20 protein-coding genes and 1 pseudogene are annotated in these 19,858 nt (G+C 65.3%); 5 read left to right on the top strand and 16 right to left on the bottom strand.

Annotated elements, in window-relative coordinates; all coding sequences use genetic code 11:
* Window positions 1-151: 151 nt before the first annotated feature.
* The 6 genes and pseudogenes from DU475_RS00105 to coxB form a co-directional block, all read right to left on the bottom strand.
* The gene (locus DU475_RS00105) at window positions 152-1,006 is read right to left on the bottom strand and encodes a cytochrome c oxidase subunit 3 (protein WP_164629997.1); all 855 of its coding nucleotides are present in this window, start codon (window positions 1,004-1,006) and stop codon (window positions 152-154) included.
* A gap of 71 nt (window positions 1,007-1,077) precedes the next feature.
* A pseudogene (locus tag DU475_RS00100) lies at window positions 1,078-1,693 on the bottom strand (cytochrome c oxidase assembly protein); the annotation flags it as partial.
* 25 nt (window positions 1,694-1,718) lie between these two features.
* The gene (locus DU475_RS00095) at window positions 1,719-1,886 is read right to left on the bottom strand and encodes a cytochrome c oxidase system small membrane protein (RefSeq protein ID WP_013500784.1); all 168 of its coding nucleotides are present in this window, start codon (window positions 1,884-1,886) and stop codon (window positions 1,719-1,721) included.
* An 11-nt stretch (window positions 1,887-1,897) separates the two neighbouring features.
* Entirely contained in the window at window positions 1,898-2,836 is a 939-nt protein-coding gene (locus DU475_RS00090; protein WP_047308293.1) for a heme o synthase, read from the bottom strand.
* A gap of 72 nt (window positions 2,837-2,908) precedes the next feature.
* Window positions 2,909-4,534, bottom strand: coding sequence for a cytochrome c oxidase subunit I (gene ctaD, locus DU475_RS00085; RefSeq protein WP_164629993.1), 1,626 nt, complete (start codon window positions 4,532-4,534; stop codon window positions 2,909-2,911).
* 68 nt (window positions 4,535-4,602) lie between these two features.
* Window positions 4,603-5,460, bottom strand: coding sequence for a cytochrome c oxidase subunit II (gene coxB, locus DU475_RS00080; protein WP_164629991.1), 858 nt, complete (start codon window positions 5,458-5,460; stop codon window positions 4,603-4,605).
* 422 nt (window positions 5,461-5,882) lie between these two features.
* On the opposite strand from coxB, the gene DU475_RS00075 reads away from it, so the two are divergent.
* Window positions 5,883-6,431 carry an invasion associated locus B family protein gene (locus DU475_RS00075; RefSeq protein WP_013500780.1) on the top strand — a complete coding sequence of 183 codons (549 nt, stop codon included), beginning with the start codon at window positions 5,883-5,885 and terminating at the stop codon, window positions 6,429-6,431.
* Window positions 6,432-6,653: 222 nt separating this feature from the next.
* Here DU475_RS00075 and DU475_RS00070 read toward each other — a convergent pair whose 3' ends face one another.
* The 3 genes from DU475_RS00070 to DU475_RS00060 all read right to left on the bottom strand — a co-directional run bounded on the left by DU475_RS00070 (window position 6,654) and on the right by DU475_RS00060 (window position 8,188).
* Window positions 6,654-7,079 (bottom strand): organic hydroperoxide resistance protein, encoded by a 426-nt coding sequence (locus DU475_RS00070; RefSeq protein WP_047308290.1) that lies wholly within the window; start codon window positions 7,077-7,079, stop codon window positions 6,654-6,656.
* A 122-nt stretch (window positions 7,080-7,201) separates the two neighbouring features.
* Window positions 7,202-7,672 carry a MarR family winged helix-turn-helix transcriptional regulator gene (locus DU475_RS00065; RefSeq protein WP_164629989.1) on the bottom strand — a complete coding sequence of 157 codons (471 nt, stop codon included), beginning with the start codon at window positions 7,670-7,672 and terminating at the stop codon, window positions 7,202-7,204.
* Window positions 7,673-7,972: 300 nt separating this feature from the next.
* The gene (locus tag DU475_RS00060) at window positions 7,973-8,188 is read right to left on the bottom strand and encodes a DUF433 domain-containing protein (RefSeq protein WP_047308288.1); all 216 of its coding nucleotides are present in this window, start codon (window positions 8,186-8,188) and stop codon (window positions 7,973-7,975) included.
* A 123-nt stretch (window positions 8,189-8,311) separates the two neighbouring features.
* Between DU475_RS00060 and tldD the strand changes: the two genes are divergently transcribed.
* On the top strand, window positions 8,312-9,739 hold the full coding sequence (gene tldD, locus DU475_RS00055; protein ID WP_013500775.1) for a metalloprotease TldD: 1,428 nt from the start codon (window positions 8,312-8,314) through the stop codon (window positions 9,737-9,739).
* On the top strand, window positions 9,736-10,506 hold the full coding sequence (lepB, locus tag DU475_RS00050) for a signal peptidase I (RefSeq protein WP_164629988.1): 771 nt from the start codon (window positions 9,736-9,738) through the stop codon (window positions 10,504-10,506). Before tldD ends, lepB begins: the two co-directional genes overlap by 4 nt.
* Before the next feature lie 18 nt (window positions 10,507-10,524).
* Here lepB and DU475_RS00045 read toward each other — a convergent pair whose 3' ends face one another.
* The 6 genes from DU475_RS00045 to DU475_RS00020 form a co-directional block, all read right to left on the bottom strand.
* Window positions 10,525-11,076: a PAN domain-containing protein gene (locus tag DU475_RS00045; RefSeq protein ID WP_041807070.1), complete on the bottom strand. Its 552-nt coding sequence runs from the start codon at window positions 11,074-11,076 to the stop codon at window positions 10,525-10,527.
* A 146-nt stretch (window positions 11,077-11,222) separates the two neighbouring features.
* Window positions 11,223-12,593: a glutamate--cysteine ligase gene (locus tag DU475_RS00040; RefSeq protein WP_164629986.1), complete on the bottom strand. Its 1,371-nt coding sequence runs from the start codon at window positions 12,591-12,593 to the stop codon at window positions 11,223-11,225.
* Window positions 12,594-12,686: 93 nt separating this feature from the next.
* Entirely contained in the window at window positions 12,687-13,178 is a 492-nt protein-coding gene (locus DU475_RS00035; RefSeq protein WP_164629983.1) for a MarR family winged helix-turn-helix transcriptional regulator, read from the bottom strand.
* A gap of 259 nt (window positions 13,179-13,437) precedes the next feature.
* The gene (locus DU475_RS00030) at window positions 13,438-14,310 is read right to left on the bottom strand and encodes an MBL fold metallo-hydrolase (protein ID WP_142881836.1); all 873 of its coding nucleotides are present in this window, start codon (window positions 14,308-14,310) and stop codon (window positions 13,438-13,440) included.
* Window positions 14,311-14,376: 66 nt separating this feature from the next.
* Window positions 14,377-14,820: a Dps family protein gene (locus DU475_RS00025; protein WP_164629981.1), complete on the bottom strand. Its 444-nt coding sequence runs from the start codon at window positions 14,818-14,820 to the stop codon at window positions 14,377-14,379.
* 75 nt (window positions 14,821-14,895) lie between these two features.
* Window positions 14,896-15,537: a peroxiredoxin gene (locus DU475_RS00020; RefSeq protein WP_013500768.1), complete on the bottom strand. Its 642-nt coding sequence runs from the start codon at window positions 15,535-15,537 to the stop codon at window positions 14,896-14,898.
* 103 nt (window positions 15,538-15,640) lie between these two features.
* Between DU475_RS00020 and DU475_RS00015 the strand changes: the two genes are divergently transcribed.
* Window positions 15,641-16,552: a hydrogen peroxide-inducible genes activator gene (locus tag DU475_RS00015; RefSeq protein WP_142881834.1), complete on the top strand. Its 912-nt coding sequence runs from the start codon at window positions 15,641-15,643 to the stop codon at window positions 16,550-16,552.
* A gap of 81 nt (window positions 16,553-16,633) precedes the next feature.
* Complete coding sequence (gstA, locus tag DU475_RS00010; RefSeq protein ID WP_164629979.1) at window positions 16,634-17,248, top strand: glutathione transferase GstA; 615 nt, start codon at window positions 16,634-16,636, stop codon at window positions 17,246-17,248.
* Between the two features lie 310 nt (window positions 17,249-17,558).
* Here gstA and DU475_RS00005 read toward each other — a convergent pair whose 3' ends face one another.
* Window positions 17,559-19,775, bottom strand: coding sequence for a 3-hydroxyacyl-CoA dehydrogenase NAD-binding domain-containing protein (locus DU475_RS00005; protein ID WP_164629977.1), 2,217 nt, complete (start codon window positions 19,773-19,775; stop codon window positions 17,559-17,561).
* Between the last annotated feature and the right edge of the window lie 83 nt (window positions 19,776-19,858).

Here is a 19,858-nt window from a genome sequence, read left to right as displayed (position 1 = left end):
AGGCGAAGCAATCCAGGCCCCGGTGCCTGGCGTTCCTGGATTGCTTCGTCGCTTCGCTCCTCGCCATGACGGATTGGTGTCGGCTCATCATCGTTCAGCCTTGAAAGTACGGTGGGCGGCCGTGCAAGCCGCCTTCTGCGATCGGCCCGGCTCAGCCGCCGTGCGCCATGGTCGAGGCGCCATGGCCCCAGACGTAGATGCAGACGAACAGGAACAGCCACACCACGTCGACGAAATGCCAGTACCAGGCGGCAAACTCGAAGCCGAGATGCTGCTTCGGCGTGAAGTGACCGGCATAGGCGCGGATCAGGCACACCAGCAGGAAGATGGTGCCGACCAGCACGTGGAAGCCATGGAAGCCAGTCGCCATGAAGAAGGTGGCGCCGTAGACGTTGCCGGCGAACGAGAAGGTGGCGTGGGTGTACTCGTAAACCTGCACGCAGGAGAACGTCGCGCCGAGCAGGATGGTGCAGATCAGCCCCTGCTTCAGGCCCTTGCGATCGCCGTGCAGCAACGCGTGATGGGCCCAGGTGACCGTGGTGCCGGAGGTCAACAGGATCAGGGTGTTGAGCAGCGGCAAATGCCAAGGATCGAAGGTCTCGATGCCCTTCGGCGGCCACACCCCGCCGAACAGCTCGGCGCGGACGGCGTGGACCGGATCGGCCGGGAACAGCGCCGCATTGAAGTAGGCCCAGAACCAGGCGACGAAGAACATCACCTCCGAGGCGATGAACAGGATCATGCCGTAACGGTGACTGAGCTGCACCACGCGGGTGTGGTCGTGCTGATACTCGGCCTCGCGGATCACATCGCTCCACCAGCTCGCCATGGTGTAGAGCACGCCGATCAGGCCGACGCCGAACACGATCGCTGCGCCCTGAAACATGTTGTGCATCCACGCCACCGCGCCGAGCGCCATGACGAACGCCGACACCGAGCCGACGAACGGCCAGGGGCTCGGATCGACGAGATGATAGTCGTGGTGCTTGACGTGCGCCGTGGCCATTGTCGCTCTCCGTTTCGATCCCTCCGGGATGGTGATGCGTGTCCCGGTCGTTTTTGTTGCGGCGTTTGCTGTCAGAGATTGCCCTTGCGCGGTGCCGGTTCGCTTGAAGCCACCGGCTTCGGCGCCGGATCGCGCACCGGGTAGTAGGTGTAGGACAAGGTGATGGTCTTGACGGTGTCGTTCTCGGAATCTGCGGCGAACGCCGGATCGATGTAGAACACCACCGGCATGTCGCGGCTCTCGCCGGCCGCCAGCGTCTGTTCAGTGAAGCAGAAGCAATTGATCTTGGTGAAGTAGGAACCGACCGTCAGCGGCGTGACGTTATAGGCCGCCTGCCCGACGGTGTCGGCGCGCGACAGATTGGTGATGCGGTAATACACCGTCACCACCTTGCCGACCGGCACCTCGATGTCGCGCTGCTCCGGCTCGAACTTCCACGGCAGCCCGTTGACGTTGGAATCGAAGCTGACCGTGACGGTGCGGTCGAGCGGCGCCGAACTCGGCGCGGCGCGTGACACCTGCGTGGTGCCATTGAAGCCGGTGGTGCGGCAGAACCAGTTGTAGAACGGCACGGCTGCGAACGAGGCCCCGACCATCAGGGCGACCACCAGACCGCACACCGCCGCCACTGCCGTGTCGCGCCCGAGGCCGCGGCGCGGCGACGGCTGCTGCGGGGCGTGCGGAAGCGGTGGCGACATCGGCGGCACCTTTCTCACATCGGCCGGTGCAGCACCGCTGGTCCTTTGACCAGCGTGACGGCGAAGAACAGCACCACCAGCACGCCGAGTGCCACCGCGATCGCGATCGAGCGCTCGCGCCGGCGCTTCTTCTGCGCATCGGTGAGGACGATACCGGGCGGCGGCTTGTGAACTGGCTCCATCGCGTCCTCCGTCATCCGATCAGCCGCAGCACAGCCGCCACGACGACCTCCACCAGCAGGATCGCGAACAGCGCGAACAGATACAGGATCGAGAACTTGAACAGGTTGCGAGTGGCGCGCAGCGCGGCACTGCCGGTGCGATGCCGATACACCCGCATCGCCAGCACCAGCATCCAGCCGCCGAGCGCCAGCGAGGCGACGCCGTAGATCGCATCGAAATAGCCGAGCGGCCACGGCGCGGCGGCGACTGCGACCAGCGCCACGGTGTAGAGCAAGATCTGCAGCCGGGTGTGATCGGGGCCGGAGACCACCGGCAACATTGGCACCCCGGCGCGGGCGTAGTCGTCGTTGCGAAACAGCGCCAGCGCCCAGAAGTGCGGCGGCGTCCAGAAGAAGATGATCAGGAACAGCAGGATCGGCTCGACCGCCAGCGATCCGGTGACCGACGCCCACGCCACCACCGGCGGCAGCGCACCGGCGGCGCCGCCGATCACGATATTCTGCGCGGTCCAGCGCTTCAGCCACATCGTGTAGATCACGACGTAGAAGAAGATGGTGAAGGCGAGCAGCGCGGCGGCGATCCAGTTCACCAAAATGCCGAGCGTGACCACCGAGAAGAACGCCAGCGTCATGCCGAAGGTCAGCGCCTCCGGCCGCGTCACCCGACCGCGCGGGATCGGACGGTTGGCGGTACGCGTCATCTTGGCGTCGATGTCGTCCTCGTACCACATGTTCAGCGCGCCGGCGGCGCCGCCGCCGACCGCGATACAGATGATCGCTGTGATCGCCAGCACCGGATGGAAGCTGCCCGGCGCCATCAACAGGCCGACCAGGGCTGTGAATACCACCAGCGACATCACCCGCGGCTTCAGCAGCGCGATGTAGTCGGCGACGCCGGCTTCGGAGATCCGGGGCGCAAGCGGGATCGGATTGACGTCGATGACCGACACGGGCTCACCTCTTCTTTCGAGCTGCATCCGCTGCCGCAACGACGGCGGCGGACGCAGGTTCCAACACCGGCCTCAGCGCACCTGCGGCAGCACCTCGAACTGATGGAAGGGCGGCGGCGACGACAGCGTCCATTCCAGCGTGGTGGCGCCGGCCCCCCACGGATTGTCGGCCGCGCGCCCCTTGCGGATGAAGGCGAGCGCCATCCCATACAAGAACACCAGCACGGCGAACCCGGAGACGTAGGAGCCGATCGACGACACCAGATTCCAGCCGGCGAACGCGTCCGGGTAGTCGACGTAGCGCCGCGGCATCCCGGACAGGCCGAGGAAGTGCTGCGGGAAAAACACCATGTTGACGCCGATGAAGGTGAGCCAGAAGTGCAGCTTTCCGATGGTCTCGTTGTACATGTAGCCGGTCATCTTCGGGAACCAGTAGTACCACCCCGCGAAGATCGCGAACACGGCGCCGAGCGACAGCACGTAATGGAAGTGCGCCACGACGTAGTAGGTGTCCTGCAGCACCCGGTCGACGCCGGCATTGGCCAGCACAACGCCGGTGACGCCGCCGACGGTGAACAGGAAGATGAAGCCGACCGCCCACAGCATCGGCGTCTTGAACTCGATCGACCCGCCCCACATCGTGGCGATCCACGAGAACACCTTCACGCCGGTCGGCACCGCGATCACCATGGTGGCGGCGACGAAATAGGCCTGCGTCGTGCTCGACATGCCGACGGTGTACATATGGTGCGCCCACACCACGAAGCCGATCACGCCGATCGCCACCATCGCGTAGGCCATGCCGAGATAGCCGAACACCGGCTTCTTGGAGAAGGTCGACACGATCTGGCTGATCATGCCGAAGCCCGGCAGGATCAGGATGTAGACCTCTGGGTGGCCGAAGAACCAAAACAGGTGCTGGAACAGCAGTGGGTCGCCGCCGCCTTCGGCCGAGAAGAAGGTGGTGCCGAAGTTGCGATCGGTCAGCAGCATGGTGATGGCGCCGGCCAGCACCGGCAACGACAACAGCAGCAAGAACGCGGTGATCAGCACCGACCAGACGAACAGCGGCATCTTGTGCAGGGTCATGCCCGGCGCCCGCATGTTGAAGATGGTGGTGATGAAGTTGATCGCGCCGAGGATCGACGACGCGCCGGCCAGATGCAGCGCCAGGATGGCGAAATCGACCGCCGGCCCGGGATGCCCGGTGGTCGATAGCGGCGCATACATCGTCCAGCCGGCGCCGACGCCGTTCGACGACGGCTCGCCCTCGACGAAGGTCGAGATGACGAGCAACGCGAACGCCGCCGGCAGCAGCCAGAACGAGATGTTGTTCATCCGGGGGAACGCCATATCGGGGGCGCCGATCATCAGCGGCACAAACCAGTTGCCGAAACCACCGATCATCGCCGGCATCACCATGAAGAAGATCATGATCAGACCGTGCGAGGTGACGAATACGTTGTAGGTGTGGCTGTTGTGGAAGATCTGCACGCCGGGGAACATCAGCTCGACCCGGATCGCGATCGACATCGCCGCACCGATGATGCCCGCCATCACGGCGAACACCAGATACATGGTGCCGATATCCTTGTGGTTGGTCGAATACAGATAGCGTCGCCATCCGGTCGGATGCGCATGAGCGTGATCGTCGTGCGCATGATCGGAATGAGCGACCCTTGCAGCTTCCATTGCCATCTTCAGATCCTGACTTGAAAACCTCGGACCTTACGGTCCCCGTTCGACGTCTTGCGATCCCGCCGCGCTCAGCGCGGGGCGGCAGCGGCCGAGGCGTAGGAGCCGTCGCGCGTGCGCGAGGCGACCTGCTGCTGTTTCTTCCAGGCTTCGTACTCCTGATCGTTCACGACACGAACGACGATCGGCATGAAAGCGTGGTCGCGGCCGCACAGTTCGGAGCACTGGCCGTAGTAACGCCCCTCCTTCGTGGCCTTGAACCAGGCCTCGTTGAGTCGACCGGGAATGGCGTCGATCTTCACGCCGAAGGACGGGATCGCCCAGGAATGGATCACATCGGAGGCGGTGGTCTGGATCCGCACCACCTTGTCGACCGGCACCACCATTTCGTTGTCGACGCCGAGCAGCCGCGGCGGCACCGGATTCATCTTGGCCCGCTCTTCGTCGGTCAGCATGATCGAGGTGAACTCGATCTTGTCGTCAGGGTAGGTGTAGGTCCAGTTCCACTGATTGCCGGTGGCCTTCACGGTGAGGTCCGGCTTCGGAATATCCAGTTCGAGAAACAGCAGCCGGAATGATGGAACCGCGACCGCTACCAGGATCAGCACCGGGACGATCGTCCAGGCGACTTCGATCAGCGTATTGTGCGTGGTCTTGGACGGGATCGGATTGGCCTTGGCGTTGAACTTCACCACCACGATGACCAGCAGCGCCAGCACGAACAGCGTGATCAACGTGATCAACCACAGCATGAAACTGTGAAACCAGACGATGTTTTCCATCACCGGTGAGGCGGGCTGCTGCAGGGTCATTTCCCAGGGTGCAGGCTGTCCGGTCTGGGCGAATGCGGCCCCGCCGGCCGTCGCCACACAGCAGGCGATCGCGAATCCCAGCGACCACCGGCCCATTCGCCCCTTCGACATCCTCATGCCGCCGCGCTCCCTATGACTAGTCACAGCAAGCCCGCCGTATTCGGCGTGACCGGCCGTGCAGTTTGTTGCGCTCGGCACAAGAGCGTAGCCAAAGTGCGAACGCTTCTTATTCTACTTTTCAAATCACAATTCGAAGCCCCTCGCAATGCAGGAGTGAGGGATCGCGCGAGCAAACAGCCCTGGCCTGCGCGGCGCCGGAGATTCCGTCTCGGAGAGCTGACACAGCGGCGCGCGGACCGCGCCGCCCCATGTGAGGCCGGCTTGACAGATGTGCCCCTCGCTGTAGGCAAAGCATCGGGACGTCACGGAAGCCTGATTCGCTGGCGCGCGAGCTGCCTTCATGGCGCCGTCATTGCCGGTCAGTCGGAACCCGCCGCCGACCACGCCGTTCAACCGTCACCACCTCGGATACATCGCTGATGGGCTTCGCCAGACTTTCGCCGATCCTCGCCTCGAGCCGCCGCGCTGCGTCCGGGGCCATGTTGGCGGCCGGGTTGATCGCACTGGCCGCTGCAGTCGGCAGCGGCACGGCCCTCGCCCAGGGCGCGGTGCGGTCGGTGCACGGCGACTGGCAGATCCGCTGCGACACCCCGCCGGGCGCCAAGGCCGAGCAGTGCGCGCTGATTCAGAGCGTGGTTGCGGAAGACCGCTCCAACGCCGGGCTCACCGTCATCATCCTCAAGACCGCCGATCAGAAGAGCAAGCTGATGCGCGTGGTGGCGCCGCTCGGCGTGCTGCTGCCGTCGGGCCTCGGACTCAAGCTCGACAACGCCGACATCGGCCGCGCGGGGTTCGTGCGCTGCCTGCCGAACGGCTGCGTCGCCGAAGTGGTGATGGACGACAAGTTGCTCGGCCAGCTCCGCACCGCCAAGACCGCGACGTTCATCATCTTCGAAACGCCGGAAGAAGGCATCGGCTTCCCGCTCAGCCTCAACGGCATCGGCGAAGGCTACGACAAGCTGCCGTAGGCAGCGTCGATCGAGATGCCTCGGCGTGTTTCATCGCGACGCCTCAACTAATTGCAGCGTATCCCCGTAAGCACCGTCATGGCCGGGCTTGTCCCGGCCATCCACGGCCACAAGCACAGCCTCGCCCGAAATCGTGGATGCCCGGGACAAGCCCGGGCATGACGATCTTTGCGACGAGAAGGGATTGAGCTTCGCCTGCCGCCGAAAGGCGGCAGCGAGCCATTAGACCAGCGTCAGCGTGACGTCGATGTTGCCACGCGTGGCGTTGGAATACGGGCAGACGATGTGGGCGCGGTCGACCAGCGTCTGCGCCTGGGCCGGATCCATGCCCGGCAGGCTGATCTTCAGCTCCACTTCGATGCCGAAGCCGGTCGGAATCGGGCCGATGCCGACCGAACCGGTGACGCTGACGTCCTTCGGGATCGGCAGCTTGTCGCGCCCGGCGACGAACTTCATCGCGCCGAGGAAACAGGCCGAATAGCCGACCGCGAACAACTGCTCCGGATTGGTGCCGGCGCCGCCTCCGCCGCCGAGCTCCTTCGGCGTCGTGAGGGCGACGTCGAGATGCCCATCGCTGCTGACGCCGCGGCCGTCACGGCCTCCGGTGGCGGTCGCGGTGGCGCGGTAGAGAACTTTCTCGACTGACATGGTGTGGTCCTTCTCGGGTTGAGGGGTCTGGAACTCTGGTGATCGATTTAGATCGTCCACATAATTATCGCGCACGATATTTTCGGTACCGTTTGTCGATTTGTCCGGCCGCCCTTTCCGCGTCACGCCGCCTGAAACAGCTTGGCGCGGACCTTGGTCAGCTTGTCACGCAGCTCGACGATGTCGTCGAGCGAGCCGCCCATCGCGGCGCCGAGACAGTCCGGAACATGCTTGAGCTGCTGGCGCAGGGCGCGTCCCTCCTCGGTGAGGCCGACGATCACCTGCCGCTCGTCCTCGGCAGACCGCCGCCGGCTGATCAGCCCGCGCGCTTCTAGCCGCTTCAACAACGGCGTCAGCGTGGTGGTCTCGAGATAGAGCTGATCGCAGATCTCCGAGACATTGAGCTGGTCCCTTTCCCACAGCACCAACATCACGAGATACTGCGGATAGGTCAGGTCGAACTCGCGCAGCAGTGCGCGATACACCTTGTTGACCCCGAGCAGCGTCGAGTACAGCGCAAAGCAGAGCTGGTTCTCCAGCTTCTGCTTGTCGGCCGATCGCGGCGCGCGTGACGATGTCGGGGGCGATTTCATGGACGGTGATTTATATCGCGCGCGATATAAATGCAAGCACCCCCAACAAGTATTTTTGGCGCCGCTACCGAGCACCTTCTCGGAAAGGAGATCGGCCAACCGGACGGGTGGCGGCAACCATCACGCCCGTACAGCGGACCTGATCGGGAAGCGACAGCATTCCGACCGGATCAGGAGAGAAGAATGGTTGGACCCAAATTTCCGATTGATTGGAATCGTGTACTGGACGTTTTGTTCGCGTTGCTGAGCGTCGCCCGCGAACTCATCGAAATTCTGAAACTGTGGCTGGGCGCGTGAATCTCAGTGATTCAGACGCCGCTCACGATCCGCGGCGTAAGCCAGCGACGCCCGGATGTCGTCCTCGGTCAGTTCCGGGAAGTCGGCTAGAATCTGCTGCGGCGTTTGCCCCGCCGCGAGCCATCCCAGAACATCGGCGACGGCGACCCGCATGTGGCGAATGCAGGGCCGACCGCCGCGCTTGCCCGGCTCGAGCGTGATGATCCCGCGATAGTCCATTCGAGAAGCATAGCATATTTATCTCGCTGGTGCGGACGTGCGGCAAAGCCTGTCGCCACCCCCTCGCAGAACACCTGCCGAGCGCCTATCTTGTGCCCCGAACAACTTCGGGAACAGAACCTCATGACCAACCCAGCCCAGACCTCGCTCATCGACCGCGCCAATCTCGATCGCGACGAGGTGAGGCGCGAGATCGCGCGCGGGCTGGCCGGGGCGGACGATGGCGAGCTGTTTCTCGAATACAGCCAGACCGAGGCGCTGGCGTTCGACAACGGCCGGCTGAAGCAGGCGACCTACGACACCGCGCAGGGCTTCGGTTTACGCGCCGTTAAGGACGACGCGGTCGGCTATGCGCATTCCTCCGACGTGTCGCTGCCGGCGCTGATCCGGGCGGCGGATGCGGTTGCTGCGGTGCGTGGCGATTACAGCGGCAGCCTGTCGGTGGCGCCGCCGCACACCAATGTGCGGCTGTACGGCGACGACAACCCGCTCGATGCGCCCGGCTTCGAGGCCAAGGTCAAGCTGCTGGCCGAGATCGACGCCTATGTGCGCGACAAGGATCCGCGGGTGCGGCAGGTGTCGGTGTCGGTCGGCGCGACCTGGCAGGTGGTGGAGATCCTGCGTCCGGACGGCGAGAGCTATCGCGACATCCGTCCGCTGGTGCGCGTCAACGTCTCGGTGGTCGCCGGCCAGGGCGACCGCCAGGAGAGCGGCTCCAAGGGTTACGGCGGCCGCGAGCCTTATGCGCGGTTCATCGAGACCAAGGCGTGGCGCGACGCCGCCGACGGCGCGCTGCGCGAGGCGCTGGTCAATCTGGAATCGGTCCCGGCGCCCGCCGGCGAGATGGACGTGGTGCTCGGCCCGGGCTGGCCCGGGGTGATGCTGCACGAGGCGGTCGGCCATGGCCTGGAGGGCGACTTCAACCGCAAGAAGACCTCGGCCTTCGCCGGCCTGCTCGGCCAGCAGGTCGCCGCCAAGGGCGTCACCGTGGTGGACGACGGCACCATTTCGGCGCGGCGCGGCTCGCTGTCGATCGACGACGAGGGCACCCCGACCAGCCGCACCGTGCTGATCGAGGACGGCATCCTCACCGGTTACATGCAGGATCGCCAGAACGCCCGGCTGATGGGCATGAAGCCGACCGGCAACGGCCGCCGGCAGTCCTACGCCCACGTGCCGATGCCGCGGATGACCAACACCTACATGCTGGCCGGACAGCGCGACCCGGCCGAAATCCTCGCCTCGGTGAAAAACGGTATCTACGCGGTGAACTTCGGCGGCGGTCAGGTCGACATCACCTCAGGCAAATACGTGTTCCAGTGCACCGAGGCGTACCGGATCGAAAACGGCAAGATTGGCGCGCCGCTGAAGGGCGCGATGCTGATCGGCAACGGGCCGACCGATTTGCACCGCATTTCCATGATCGGAAACGACATGCAGCTCGACGACGGCATCGGCACCTGCGGCAAGAACGGCCAGGGCGTGCCGGTCGGGGTCGGCCAGCCAACGCTGCGGATGGACAGGATCACGATCGGAGGCACCGGCGGATGACGTCGGAGACGAATTCGGAAAGCGCGCCGGCACGGCGCTGGGGCTCGCAGCTCACGCAGCTCGTCGCCGTGGTGGCGATCGTGCTGGTCGGCAAGGCCGCGCTGGCCGAGCCGTTCTACGTGCCGTCCGGCTCGATGGAGCCGACGCTGCTGATCGGCGATGCGCTGCTCGCTTCGAAATATCCTTACGGCTATTCGACCGCATCGCTGCCGATCCACGTTTCGGTGCCGGAGAGCGGCCGGGTGTTCGGCGCCACGCCGCACCGCGGCGACGTCGTGGTGTTTCGCTGGGCCGGCGACCGCTCTGAGGTCTGGGTCAAGCGCGTGGTTGGTCTGCCTGGCGATCGGGTGCAGATCGACGGCGGCCGGGTTTTCATCAACGGCGAAGCCGCCAAGGTGACGCCGGACGGCGTCGGTCGCGCGGAGGACGACAACGGTTCCTCCGAAACGGCCGCGCGCTACATCGAGACACTGCCCGGCGGCGTCGCCCACCCGATCTTCAAGCTGTACGATAACGGCCGACTCGACAACATGCCGGAAGTCACGGTGCCGGCCGGCCATCTGTTCGTGATGGGCGACAACCGCGACAATTCCGCCGACAGCCGCGTGCCGGTGCGCGATGGCGGCGTCGGCATGGTCCCGATCGACGATCTGGTCGGCCGGGTCGATGCCATCGTCGGCTCGTGGAATCCCGGCGTTCGCCACCAGCCGGTCAGCGACTGGCTGTCCGGCTTCCGGGTGGCGCGGTTCTTCACCAAGGTGCATTGAGACGCGGCGTTTCGCGCGTCAGCGTACCACGCCCGAAATAAATCCGGGCTTGCGCCGCGGCGGCTTGATCTGGCTTTTCAGGAAGCAGCGGGCATTGCGGCCGACATAGCCGGGACGGGCATAGGTCCAGGCCCGGCATTTGTGCTCGTCGACGCACGCCGCCTTGCAGGCCTCGTCGCCCTCGCCGGACTTCAGCTCGAAATTGCGATAATCGCCGCCGAAGCGGTCGATCGAGACCTCGTTGGAATCGTTGCGCGGCTCCAGCACTCCGGCGCCGCGGACGCCGGACACGCAGCACGAATTCGGCGTACGCGGCGGAACCGTGCTCTTCAGCCAACACATCGCACCGTCTTCCGGCGAGCGTGGATAGCTGAAGGTCCACGACCGGCAGCGCTTGTCGCGTTCGCACATCAGCGCGCATTCGGCCGGATCTCCGCTTGTCACCGGCGTGCGCAGATAGTCGCCGCCGATCCGGTCGATATTGGCCTGCGCGTGCGAGGCGTGCGGCGACAGCGCCGCCGCAGCCACGGCGAGCACGAGCCAACATGCCCTGAGCAGGCCGCTTCGCATTCAGACTTGCTTTCGCGTTAGGCCCGGACCCCTGGCCGATAGACATCAGGCCGGTCCGCGGCGCAGCCCCGAGGCCGCATCTGACGGCCGGCAACCTGTATGGCGGATGAACGGCACAGGCCAGCGCGGCCTCGGTCCGCTAGCGTTCAGAACGCATATTCCTCGTAGGCCGGCTCCACCGAGCCCCGCCAGGCGCCGTGGTACTTCTCGAGCATCTCCTCGGCCGGGGTGTGGCCGCTATCGAGAATCCGATCGAGCGGCGCCAGATGCCGCGATTCGTCGAGGCCGGTGGCATCGATCCGGGCGCGGCGACGCAGCCCGGCATGCGCCAGCACCATGCAATCCTTGGCGATCTCGAACAGGAAGCGATTGCCGATTTTGGCCTTGAAGCCGAGCCGCGGCACCTCGTCCCGCAGCGTCTGACGCTCCTCGGCGCTCCAGCCCTTGACCAGTTCCCAGGCCGCATCGAGGCTGGTGTCGTCATACAGCAGACCGACCCAGAACGCCGGCAGCGCCGTCAGGCGGCCCCACGGCTGGCCGTCGGCGCCGCGCATTTCCAGATACCGCTTCAGCCGCACCTCGGGGAAGATCGTCGACAGATGGTTGGCCCAGTCCGACAGCGTCGGCCGCTCACCGGGCAGCTTGTCGTTGTTGCCGTCGAAGAAATCGCGGAACGACGAGCCGGCAACATCGATATAGTCGTCGCCACGCTTGACGAAGTACATCGGCACGTCGAGCGCGTAGTCGACCCAGCGCTCGAAACCCATGCCGTCCTCGAACGCCCAGGGCAGCATGCCGGAGCGATCGTTGTCGGTGTCGCGCCAGATTTCCGAGCGGAACGACAATAGACCGTTCGGCTTGCCTTCGGTGAACGGCGAATTGGCGAACAAAGCGGTCGCGACCGGCTGCAGCGCCAGCGACACCCGCAGCTTCTTGACCATGTCGGCTTCCGAGGAGAAGTCGAGATTGGTCTGCACCGTGCAGGTCCGATACATCATGTCGAGGCCGTAACGGCCGACCTTCGGCATGTAGTTGGTCATGATCTTGTAGCGGCCCTTCGGCATCACCGGGATTTGCTCCCGCGACCAGGACGGCGTCAGGCCGAGGCCGAGGAAGCCGATCCCCAGCGGCGTCGCCACTTCGCGCACCTGCGCCAGATGCGCCATCAGCTCGGCATGGGTCTGGTGCACGGTCTCGACCGGCGCGCCGGACAATTCGAACTGGCCGCCCGGCTCCAGCGAGATCGCGCCGCCGCCGGTGACGTCGTGCAGTCCGATGATGTGCGCGCCTTCCATGATCGGCTCCCAGCCGAGCAGGATCTGCATGCCTTCGAGCAGGGCGCCGATGCCGCGGGCGCCCTCGTAGGGCACCGGATGATGGCCGTCGAGCGTGAACGGGGTCTTTTCGTGTTCGGTGCCGATGCGGAAGTCAGCCGGCGATTTCACGCCCGCTTCGAGCCACGCGACCAGTTCGTCACGCGAATTCAGCGGGGTCATATCGAGTTGGTCACGCGCCATGGGGGGTCCGGAAGTAGCGCGCGGGATCGGGCGACGCGAGGTGGTGGAAGCCGCGGCCGGAAGCAACCGCGAACACGAAGCGAGAGCTGTTTATCATCGCGAGACTGCGGTGTCTCGCGCATCGAGCGCAGCGGCGGAGCCGTCGCACGAGCAGCCGAGCCGGTCGAGCAGCCCGCACAGCCGGACGGCGTCGGCATCGGATAATTTCGAGCCGACGTGCTTTTCGATCGCCGCCGAATAGGCGGCCCACATCTTCTTCTGCAATTCGCGTCCCGCCTCGGTGATTTCCACGAACTGGCCGCGCTTGTCGCTGCGGCATTCGCGGCGCACCACCAGCCGCTCGTCGACCAGCCGGTCGACTAGGCGCGAGGTGGAATATTGCGGGATCAGCATCTGCCTTTCGAGCTCGACCGGGCGCATCTCGCCGCCCGGCGCCCGCGACAATTCGAGCAGCGCGTCGTACCAGGCCAGCGGCGGGAAGCCCGCCTTCTTCAGATCCTGCTCGACCGCGTCCAACACCCGGCTCCGGACCCGCATCAGGCGGACCCAGGCGGCAGTGGCCTCAGTCGACGGCTTGCGTTTCATCGCTCCATCCATGGTGCGCACGAACTCTAGCGCACGGGCCGCAAAGGCGGCAATCGCGTGTCTTCCATGCAATCGCATTTAATGCCAGCCGCCGGGAAAGCCAAGATCGCAGCCTCACAATGCTGCTTTCGGCCCAGGATCGGGTGACGGCGGCTCGGACTGGATGGGCGAGCGCGAGAAATGGCGCCAAGGCCGGAAGACACCGGTGCAACGACCGGGTGCTTCCGGCTTCCGGCTTCCGGCCGCGTGGGCGGTGCGATCAGCGCGGCTCGAAATAGTCGAGCGGAATCTTCAAGTACGAGCGCCCGTCGGCTTCCGGCGCGGGCTTGCGACCGCCGCGGATGTTGATCTGCAGCGCCGCCAGCATCAATTTCGGCAGCGGCAGAGACGCGTCGCGCTGATCCCGGACAGCGCAGAACTCCGTTTCGGTGCGACCGCCGGCAAGATGGATGTTGCGCGCTTTGTGTTCGGCAACCGTCGCCATGCACTGCGCGTCGCGCCCCTCGGGCGCATAGTCGTGCCCCACATACAGCCGGGTATCGTTGGGAAGCGCCAGAATACGCTGCAGGCTGGCATATAATTGCTTCGACGATCCGCCGGGAAAATCGGCGCGGCTGGTGCCGCTGTCCGGCATCATCAGCGTATCGTGGACGAAGGCGGCGTCGCCGGCCACATAGGTGACCGACGCCAATGTATGCCCGGGTGAGAACATCACCCGCACCGGAATGTCGCCGACCATGAAGACGTCGCCGTCCGCGAACAGCCGATCCCATTGGCGGCCGTCGGTCGGAAACGACTCCGGCAGATGATAGATCTTCTGCCACAGCTTCTGCACCTCGGTGACGCGCTCGCCGATTCCGGTCGGTGCCTTCAGGCGTTCGGCGAGAAGCGGAGCCGCCGAGAAATGATCGGCGTGCGGATGCGTGTCGAGCACCCACACGATGTCGATGCCGGCCTCTCGCACATAGGTCACGATCTCGTCGACGCTGCGGGTGAATGTGGCGCCGGCTTTCGGGTCGTAGTTCCACACCGGGTCGACGACAGCGCCCTGCATCGTATCCGGATCGTGAAACACGTACTGCCAGCTTCCGGTGGATTGGTCCCAGAACGGCTTCACGATCGGCTTGCTCATCGTTCGATTCTCCGGTGTCGGTAGACCGCGGCGCCCGCCGTTCAGGAGGGGGCGCCGCGGCGATCTTCAGGCGCGGCCGGCTTTCATCATCCAGAGCTGCTTCTGATGCCAGGCCAGGCGATCACTCAACAGTCCCACCGTCGGCTCGTCCCCGTCCTGTTGCGCCGAGGCGATCGCGCGGCGCAGCTCGTCGGTCAGCGCCTCGTGGCCCGAAATCAACGCGCCGACCATGGCTTCGGCGGACTGCGTCGGCGCCGGTGCCGGCCCCGCCAACGCCGTCAGTTCAGCCAGCGAACCAGGAGCATGAGCGCCGAGACTGCGGATTCGTTCCGCGATGTCATCGAGCGCGTTCCAGAGGTTGTTGTATTGCTCCTCGAACGCAGCGTGCAGACGGCGGAATTCCGGGCCGACGACGTTCCAATGGTAGCCGTGGGTTTGCACATAGAGGCCGAAGGTGCGGCCGAGGACGCGGGAGAGGGCTTCGGTCGTGGTCTGCGCAGCATTGGTCATGGCTTGGTCCTCCGTGGTGATCAGACGAGTGAGTTGAAGGAGTAGCCCCGGCGCGTACCGGAGCTTGCGCGAGCCTCAAAGGGTGCGGGTCGAGTAATACCAATCGACCGTGTCGTAGCCCTCACCGGCACGGGCGAGCGCGGCGGCCGCCGTCGACGGCGGCGGCACGATCACCGCATCGCCCGGCTGCCAGCTCTCCGGCATCGCGCACTTGTTGGCGTCGGCCGTCTGCAGCGCCACCAGCAGCCGATAGATCTCGTCGACCGAACGGCCGGCGATCATCGGGTAGTAGACCATCGCGCGCAGCTTGCCTTCGGGATCGATCAGGAACGTGGCGCGCACCGCGGAAGTGTCGGACGCACCCGGCTGGATCATGCCGTAGGCCCGGGCCACGGTCATGCTGAGATCGGCGATGATCGGAAATCTGATCTCGACCCCGAACTTCTCCTTGATGTTGAGCATCCAGGCGATGTGCGAGTAGTGGCTGTCGATCGACAGGCCGAGCAGTTCGGCACCGCGCGCCGCAAACGCGTCGTGCTTTTTAGCGAAGGCGATGAATTCGGTGGTGCAGACCGGGGTGAAATCCGCCGGATGCGAAAACAGGATCAGCCACTTGCCGGCGTAGTCGGCCAGCGTCTTGGGGCCGTGGGTGGTCGGTGCATTGAATGCAGGCGCGGGGGCGTTGAGCTGTGGGGCGGGCGTTGCGAATTCGATCATCTGCAGTCTCCTGGCGGTCGGGAGGTCCCGGGCACTGCGGATGTAGGCGAGGCGATCTCATTGGTGAAATTGATTATATTTGTATCTGTGATAGCCTATTTCTATGTCTCCTGCCATCACCCTGCGGCAGCTCGGCTTCCTGGTCGCCGTTGCCGATACCCTGAATTTCTCCCGCGCGGCCGAGGCGTGCTTCGTGACCCAGCCCAGCCTCAGCGCCGGGCTGAAGGAACTGGAGGACCGGCTCGGCGTGGTGCTGGCCGAACGCACCAAGCGCTCGGTCCTGCTGACGCCGATCGGCGCGGTCATCGCCGAGCGCGCCCGCGCGCTGCTGCTGGCCGCGCAGGAGATCGAGGCGCTGGCCGCCGCCGAGGGCGCTCCGGACAGCGGTGACCTGCGGCTCGGCGCGATCCCGACCATCGGCCCGTATCTGATCCCGCGTGCGCTCCCTGAAATCCGCCGCGTCTTCCCGAAGCTGCGCCTGCTGCTGCGCGAAGAGATGACCGAACAACTGCTCGACGGACTGCAGCGCGGCCGGCTCGACCTGATTCTGTTCGCGCTACCGTTCGAAGCCGAAGGGCTGGAGACGATCGAACTGTTCGAGGACGGCTATCACCTGGCTGCACCGCCGGGCAGCTTCGGGCCGGAGCCGGTGCGCGGCGCGCAGCTCGACGGGGCGCGGCTGATGCTGCTGGAGCGCGGCCATTGCCTGCAGCGCCACGCCCTCAGCGCCTTTCCGGATCGCAACATCGAGCAGGACGAGAGCTTCTCGGCCACTTCGCTGCCGACGCTGATCTCGATGGTGAGCGAGGGCCTGGGGATCACCCTGCTCCCCGATCTGGCGCTCGACGCTGGCGTGATCGGTGGCCAGGACGTGGCGATCGCGCCGCTACCTGACGCTTGCCCGCGCCGGGTGGTGCTGGCGTGGCGGACCACCAGCGCCCGCGCCGCTCTGTTTCGCCGGCTCGGCGACATCTTCCGCCGCACCCGCGGGCTCGTCGGTCCATCGCAGGCTTGACCGGCGACCGGGCCGCGCTTGACAGTTTCATGCATCTGCATTTCATCGCCGACACTCACCCCGGCTCGGAAGGACCCGCCCATGAAGCTGTATTATTCGCCCGGCGCCTGCTCGCTGTCGCCGCACATCGCGCTCAGCGAGGCCGGCCTGCAGTTCGACCTCGTCAAAGTCGACCTCCGGGCGAAGAAGCTCGAGAACGGCGATGACTACGCCGCCATCAACCCGAAGGGCTCGGTGCCGGCGCTCGGCCTCGACGACGGCGGCGTGCTCACCGAGGGACCGGCGATCGTGCAGTTCATCGCCGACCAGGAAGGCTCCGGAAAGCTCGCGCCCAAGGCCGGGACGATTGAACGCTACCGGCTGCAGGAGTGGCTGAACTACATCTCGACCGACCTGCACAAGAGCTTCGGCCCGCTGTTCGCCCCGACGCTCGGCGAGGACGCCAAGAATTTTTTCAAGGACCGCATCGCCCGCCACCTCGGCTACGTCGACAAGCAGCTCGCCGGCAAGGACTACCTGATGGGCTCGTCGTTCACGGTCGCCGACGGCTACCTGTTCGTGATCCTGAGCTGGTGCGACCGGATGAAGATCGACCTCGCCCCCTACCCCAACCTCGCCGCCTTCAAGGCCCGCGTCGCCGCACGCCCGAAGGTGCAGGAAGCGATGCAGCGAGAAGGGCTGATGCAGAAGGCGTGAGCGCTTTCCCAGCAGCGTCATTGCGAGCGCAGCGAAGCAATCCAGCGCCGAGCACGAAGCTGGATTGCTTCGTCGCGGAGCCTGTGCTCGGACGGCGCGAAGCGCCGATCCGGGTGTTCCTCGCAATGACGAGGTGAGACGACGACGAAAATAAACAGGGCCGGATCGCGATGATCCGGCCCTTGTTATTTGCAAAACCCTCATGGTGAGGAGGCGCGTAGCGCCGTCTCGAACCATGAAGCCCCGGGCTCCTCATCCTTCGAGACGCGCGCAAGAGCGCGCTCCTCAGGATGAGGGCTGTGCCCGGCCCTTACGCCGCCGCCTGCTTCTTCGGGGCGAAGCGGTGGTAGAAGGTGTCGCCGGTCTTGGCCATGTCTTCGAGCAGCTTCGGCGGGGTGAAGCGCGAGCCGTACTTGCCCTCGAGCTTGTGGCACAGCGCCACGAACTCCTTGGTGCCCATGAAGTCGATGTAGCTGAGCGTGCCGCCGGTGAACGGCGCGAAGCCGAAGCCGAGGATCGAGCCGACATCGGCCTCGCGCGGATCGACGATGACGTTGTCCTCGACGGTGCGCGCGGCTTCCACCGCCTGCACGGCGAGGAAGCGCTGCTTCAGCTCTTCGACGTCGATGGTGTCGGGGTCGAGGTGCTTCGGCTGCAGCGCGGCGATGCCGTCCCACAGGCTCTTCTGACCCTTGCCCTTCTCCGGATAGACGTAGAAGCCCTTGCCGTTCTTGCGGCCGAACCGGCCCTGTTTCTCGACCAGCTCGACCATCAGCTTCTTCTGCTGCTGATCGACCGCCTGTTCGCCGAGATCGGCTTCGGTCGCCTTCATGATCTTCAGGATCAGGTCGAGCGCCACCTCGTCGGCCAGCGACAGCGGGCCGACCGGCATGCCGGCCATCTTGGCGGCGGTCTCGATCATCGGCGCTGGGACGCCTTCCATCAGCATCTCGAGACCTTCGGCGGTGAAGCGCAGCACGCAGCGGTTGGCGAAGAAGCCGCGGCTGTCGTTCACCACGATCGGGGTCTTACCGATCTGGCGGGTGTAGTCCAGCGCGGCCGCCAGCGTGGCGTCGCTGGTGTTGTTGCCGAGGATCACTTCGACCAGCATCATCTTCTCGACCGGCGAGAAGAAGTGGATGCCGATGAACTTCGACTGATCCTTGAACTCTTCGGCCAGCGAGTTGATCGGCAGCGTCGAGGTGTTGGAGGCGAAGATCGCGCCTTCCTTCAGCAGCGGCTGCGCCTTGGCGTAGGTCTCGGCCTTGACCTTGCGATCCTCGAACACCGCTTCGATGACGAGGTCGGCATCCGAGATCGCACCAAAGTCTGCGGTTGCGGTGATCCGCGACATCAGCGCGTCGCGGTCGACCTCCTTGGCGCGGCCCTTCTTGATGAGACCTTCGATCACCGACTGGCAATGCGCCTTGCCCTTGTCGGCGCTCTCCTGGTCGCGATCGATCAGCACCACCTCGATGCCGGCCTTGGCCGAGACGTAGCCGACGCTGGCGCCCATGAAGCCGGCGCCGATGATGGCGAGCTTCTTGACCTTGGTCGGCGGCACGCCCTGCGGGCGGCGCGCGCCCTTGTTCAGCTCCTGCATCGACAGGAACAGGCTGCGGATCATCGCCGCCGCTTCCTTGGTCTGCAGGACGTGCGCGAAGTAGCGCGACTCGATGCGCAGCGCGACGTCGATCGGAACCAACAGGCCCTCATAGACGCAGCTCATGATCGCGCGCGCGGCCGGATAGTTGTCGTAGGTCTCGCGGCGATAGATGGCATTGCCCGCCGGGAACATCATCATGCCCTGCTTGGAGAACACCGGGCCGCCGGGCAGCTTGAAGCCCTTCTCGTCCCACGGCGCCACCGCCTTGCCGCCGTTCTTGATCCACGCCTTCGCGGCGTCGATCAGCTCGGCTGCCGGCACCACGGCGTCGACCAGCTTCAGCGCCTTGGCCTTGTCGAGCTTGATCTGATCGCCCTTGAGCAGGATGGTCATCGCGCTCTGCGGATCGACAATGCGCGGAATCCGCTGGGTGCCGCCGCCGCCCGGGAACAGGCCGACCTTGATCTCGGGCAGGCCGAGCCGGGTCTTCGGATTGTCGGCTGCGACGCGATAGTGGCAGGCCAGCGTGACTTCGAAGCCGCCGCCGAGCGCCAGACCGTTGATCGCCGCGACCCACGGCTTACCGCAGGTCTCGATGCCGCGCAGGATCTGCGACAGCTTGCGGCTCTCATCGAACAGCATCTTCTGGGCGGCTTCCTCGCCCTTGTCTTTGCGGATCTGGGCGAACTGCTGGTTCATGCCCTCCAGCATCGACAGATCGGCGCCGGCGCAGAACGCCTCCTTGGCCGAAGTGATCACCACGCCCTTGACCGCGGCGTCCTTACTGGTCTGCTCGGCGATCGCGCCGAGTTCCTCGATCGTCGTGGCGTCGAGCACGTTCATCGACTTGCCGGGCAGATCCCAGGTGACGAGCGCAATGCCGTCGGTGTCGGTCTCGACTTTGAAGTTCTTGAAGGTCATCTGATTAGCTCCTTCGCTGCCAGCAGCCATTGCGGCGCGGCGGTTGTTGTTCATCTCCCCTCCCCCTTGCGGGGAGGGGTCGG

This window comes from Rhodopseudomonas sp. WA056, assembly GCF_010906995.1.
Taxonomy (GTDB): domain Bacteria; phylum Pseudomonadota; class Alphaproteobacteria; order Rhizobiales; family Xanthobacteraceae; genus Rhodopseudomonas; species Rhodopseudomonas palustris_G.
The sequence above is the reverse complement of the archived record's forward strand: the minus strand, read 5'-3'. Positions and strand labels throughout refer to the sequence as shown.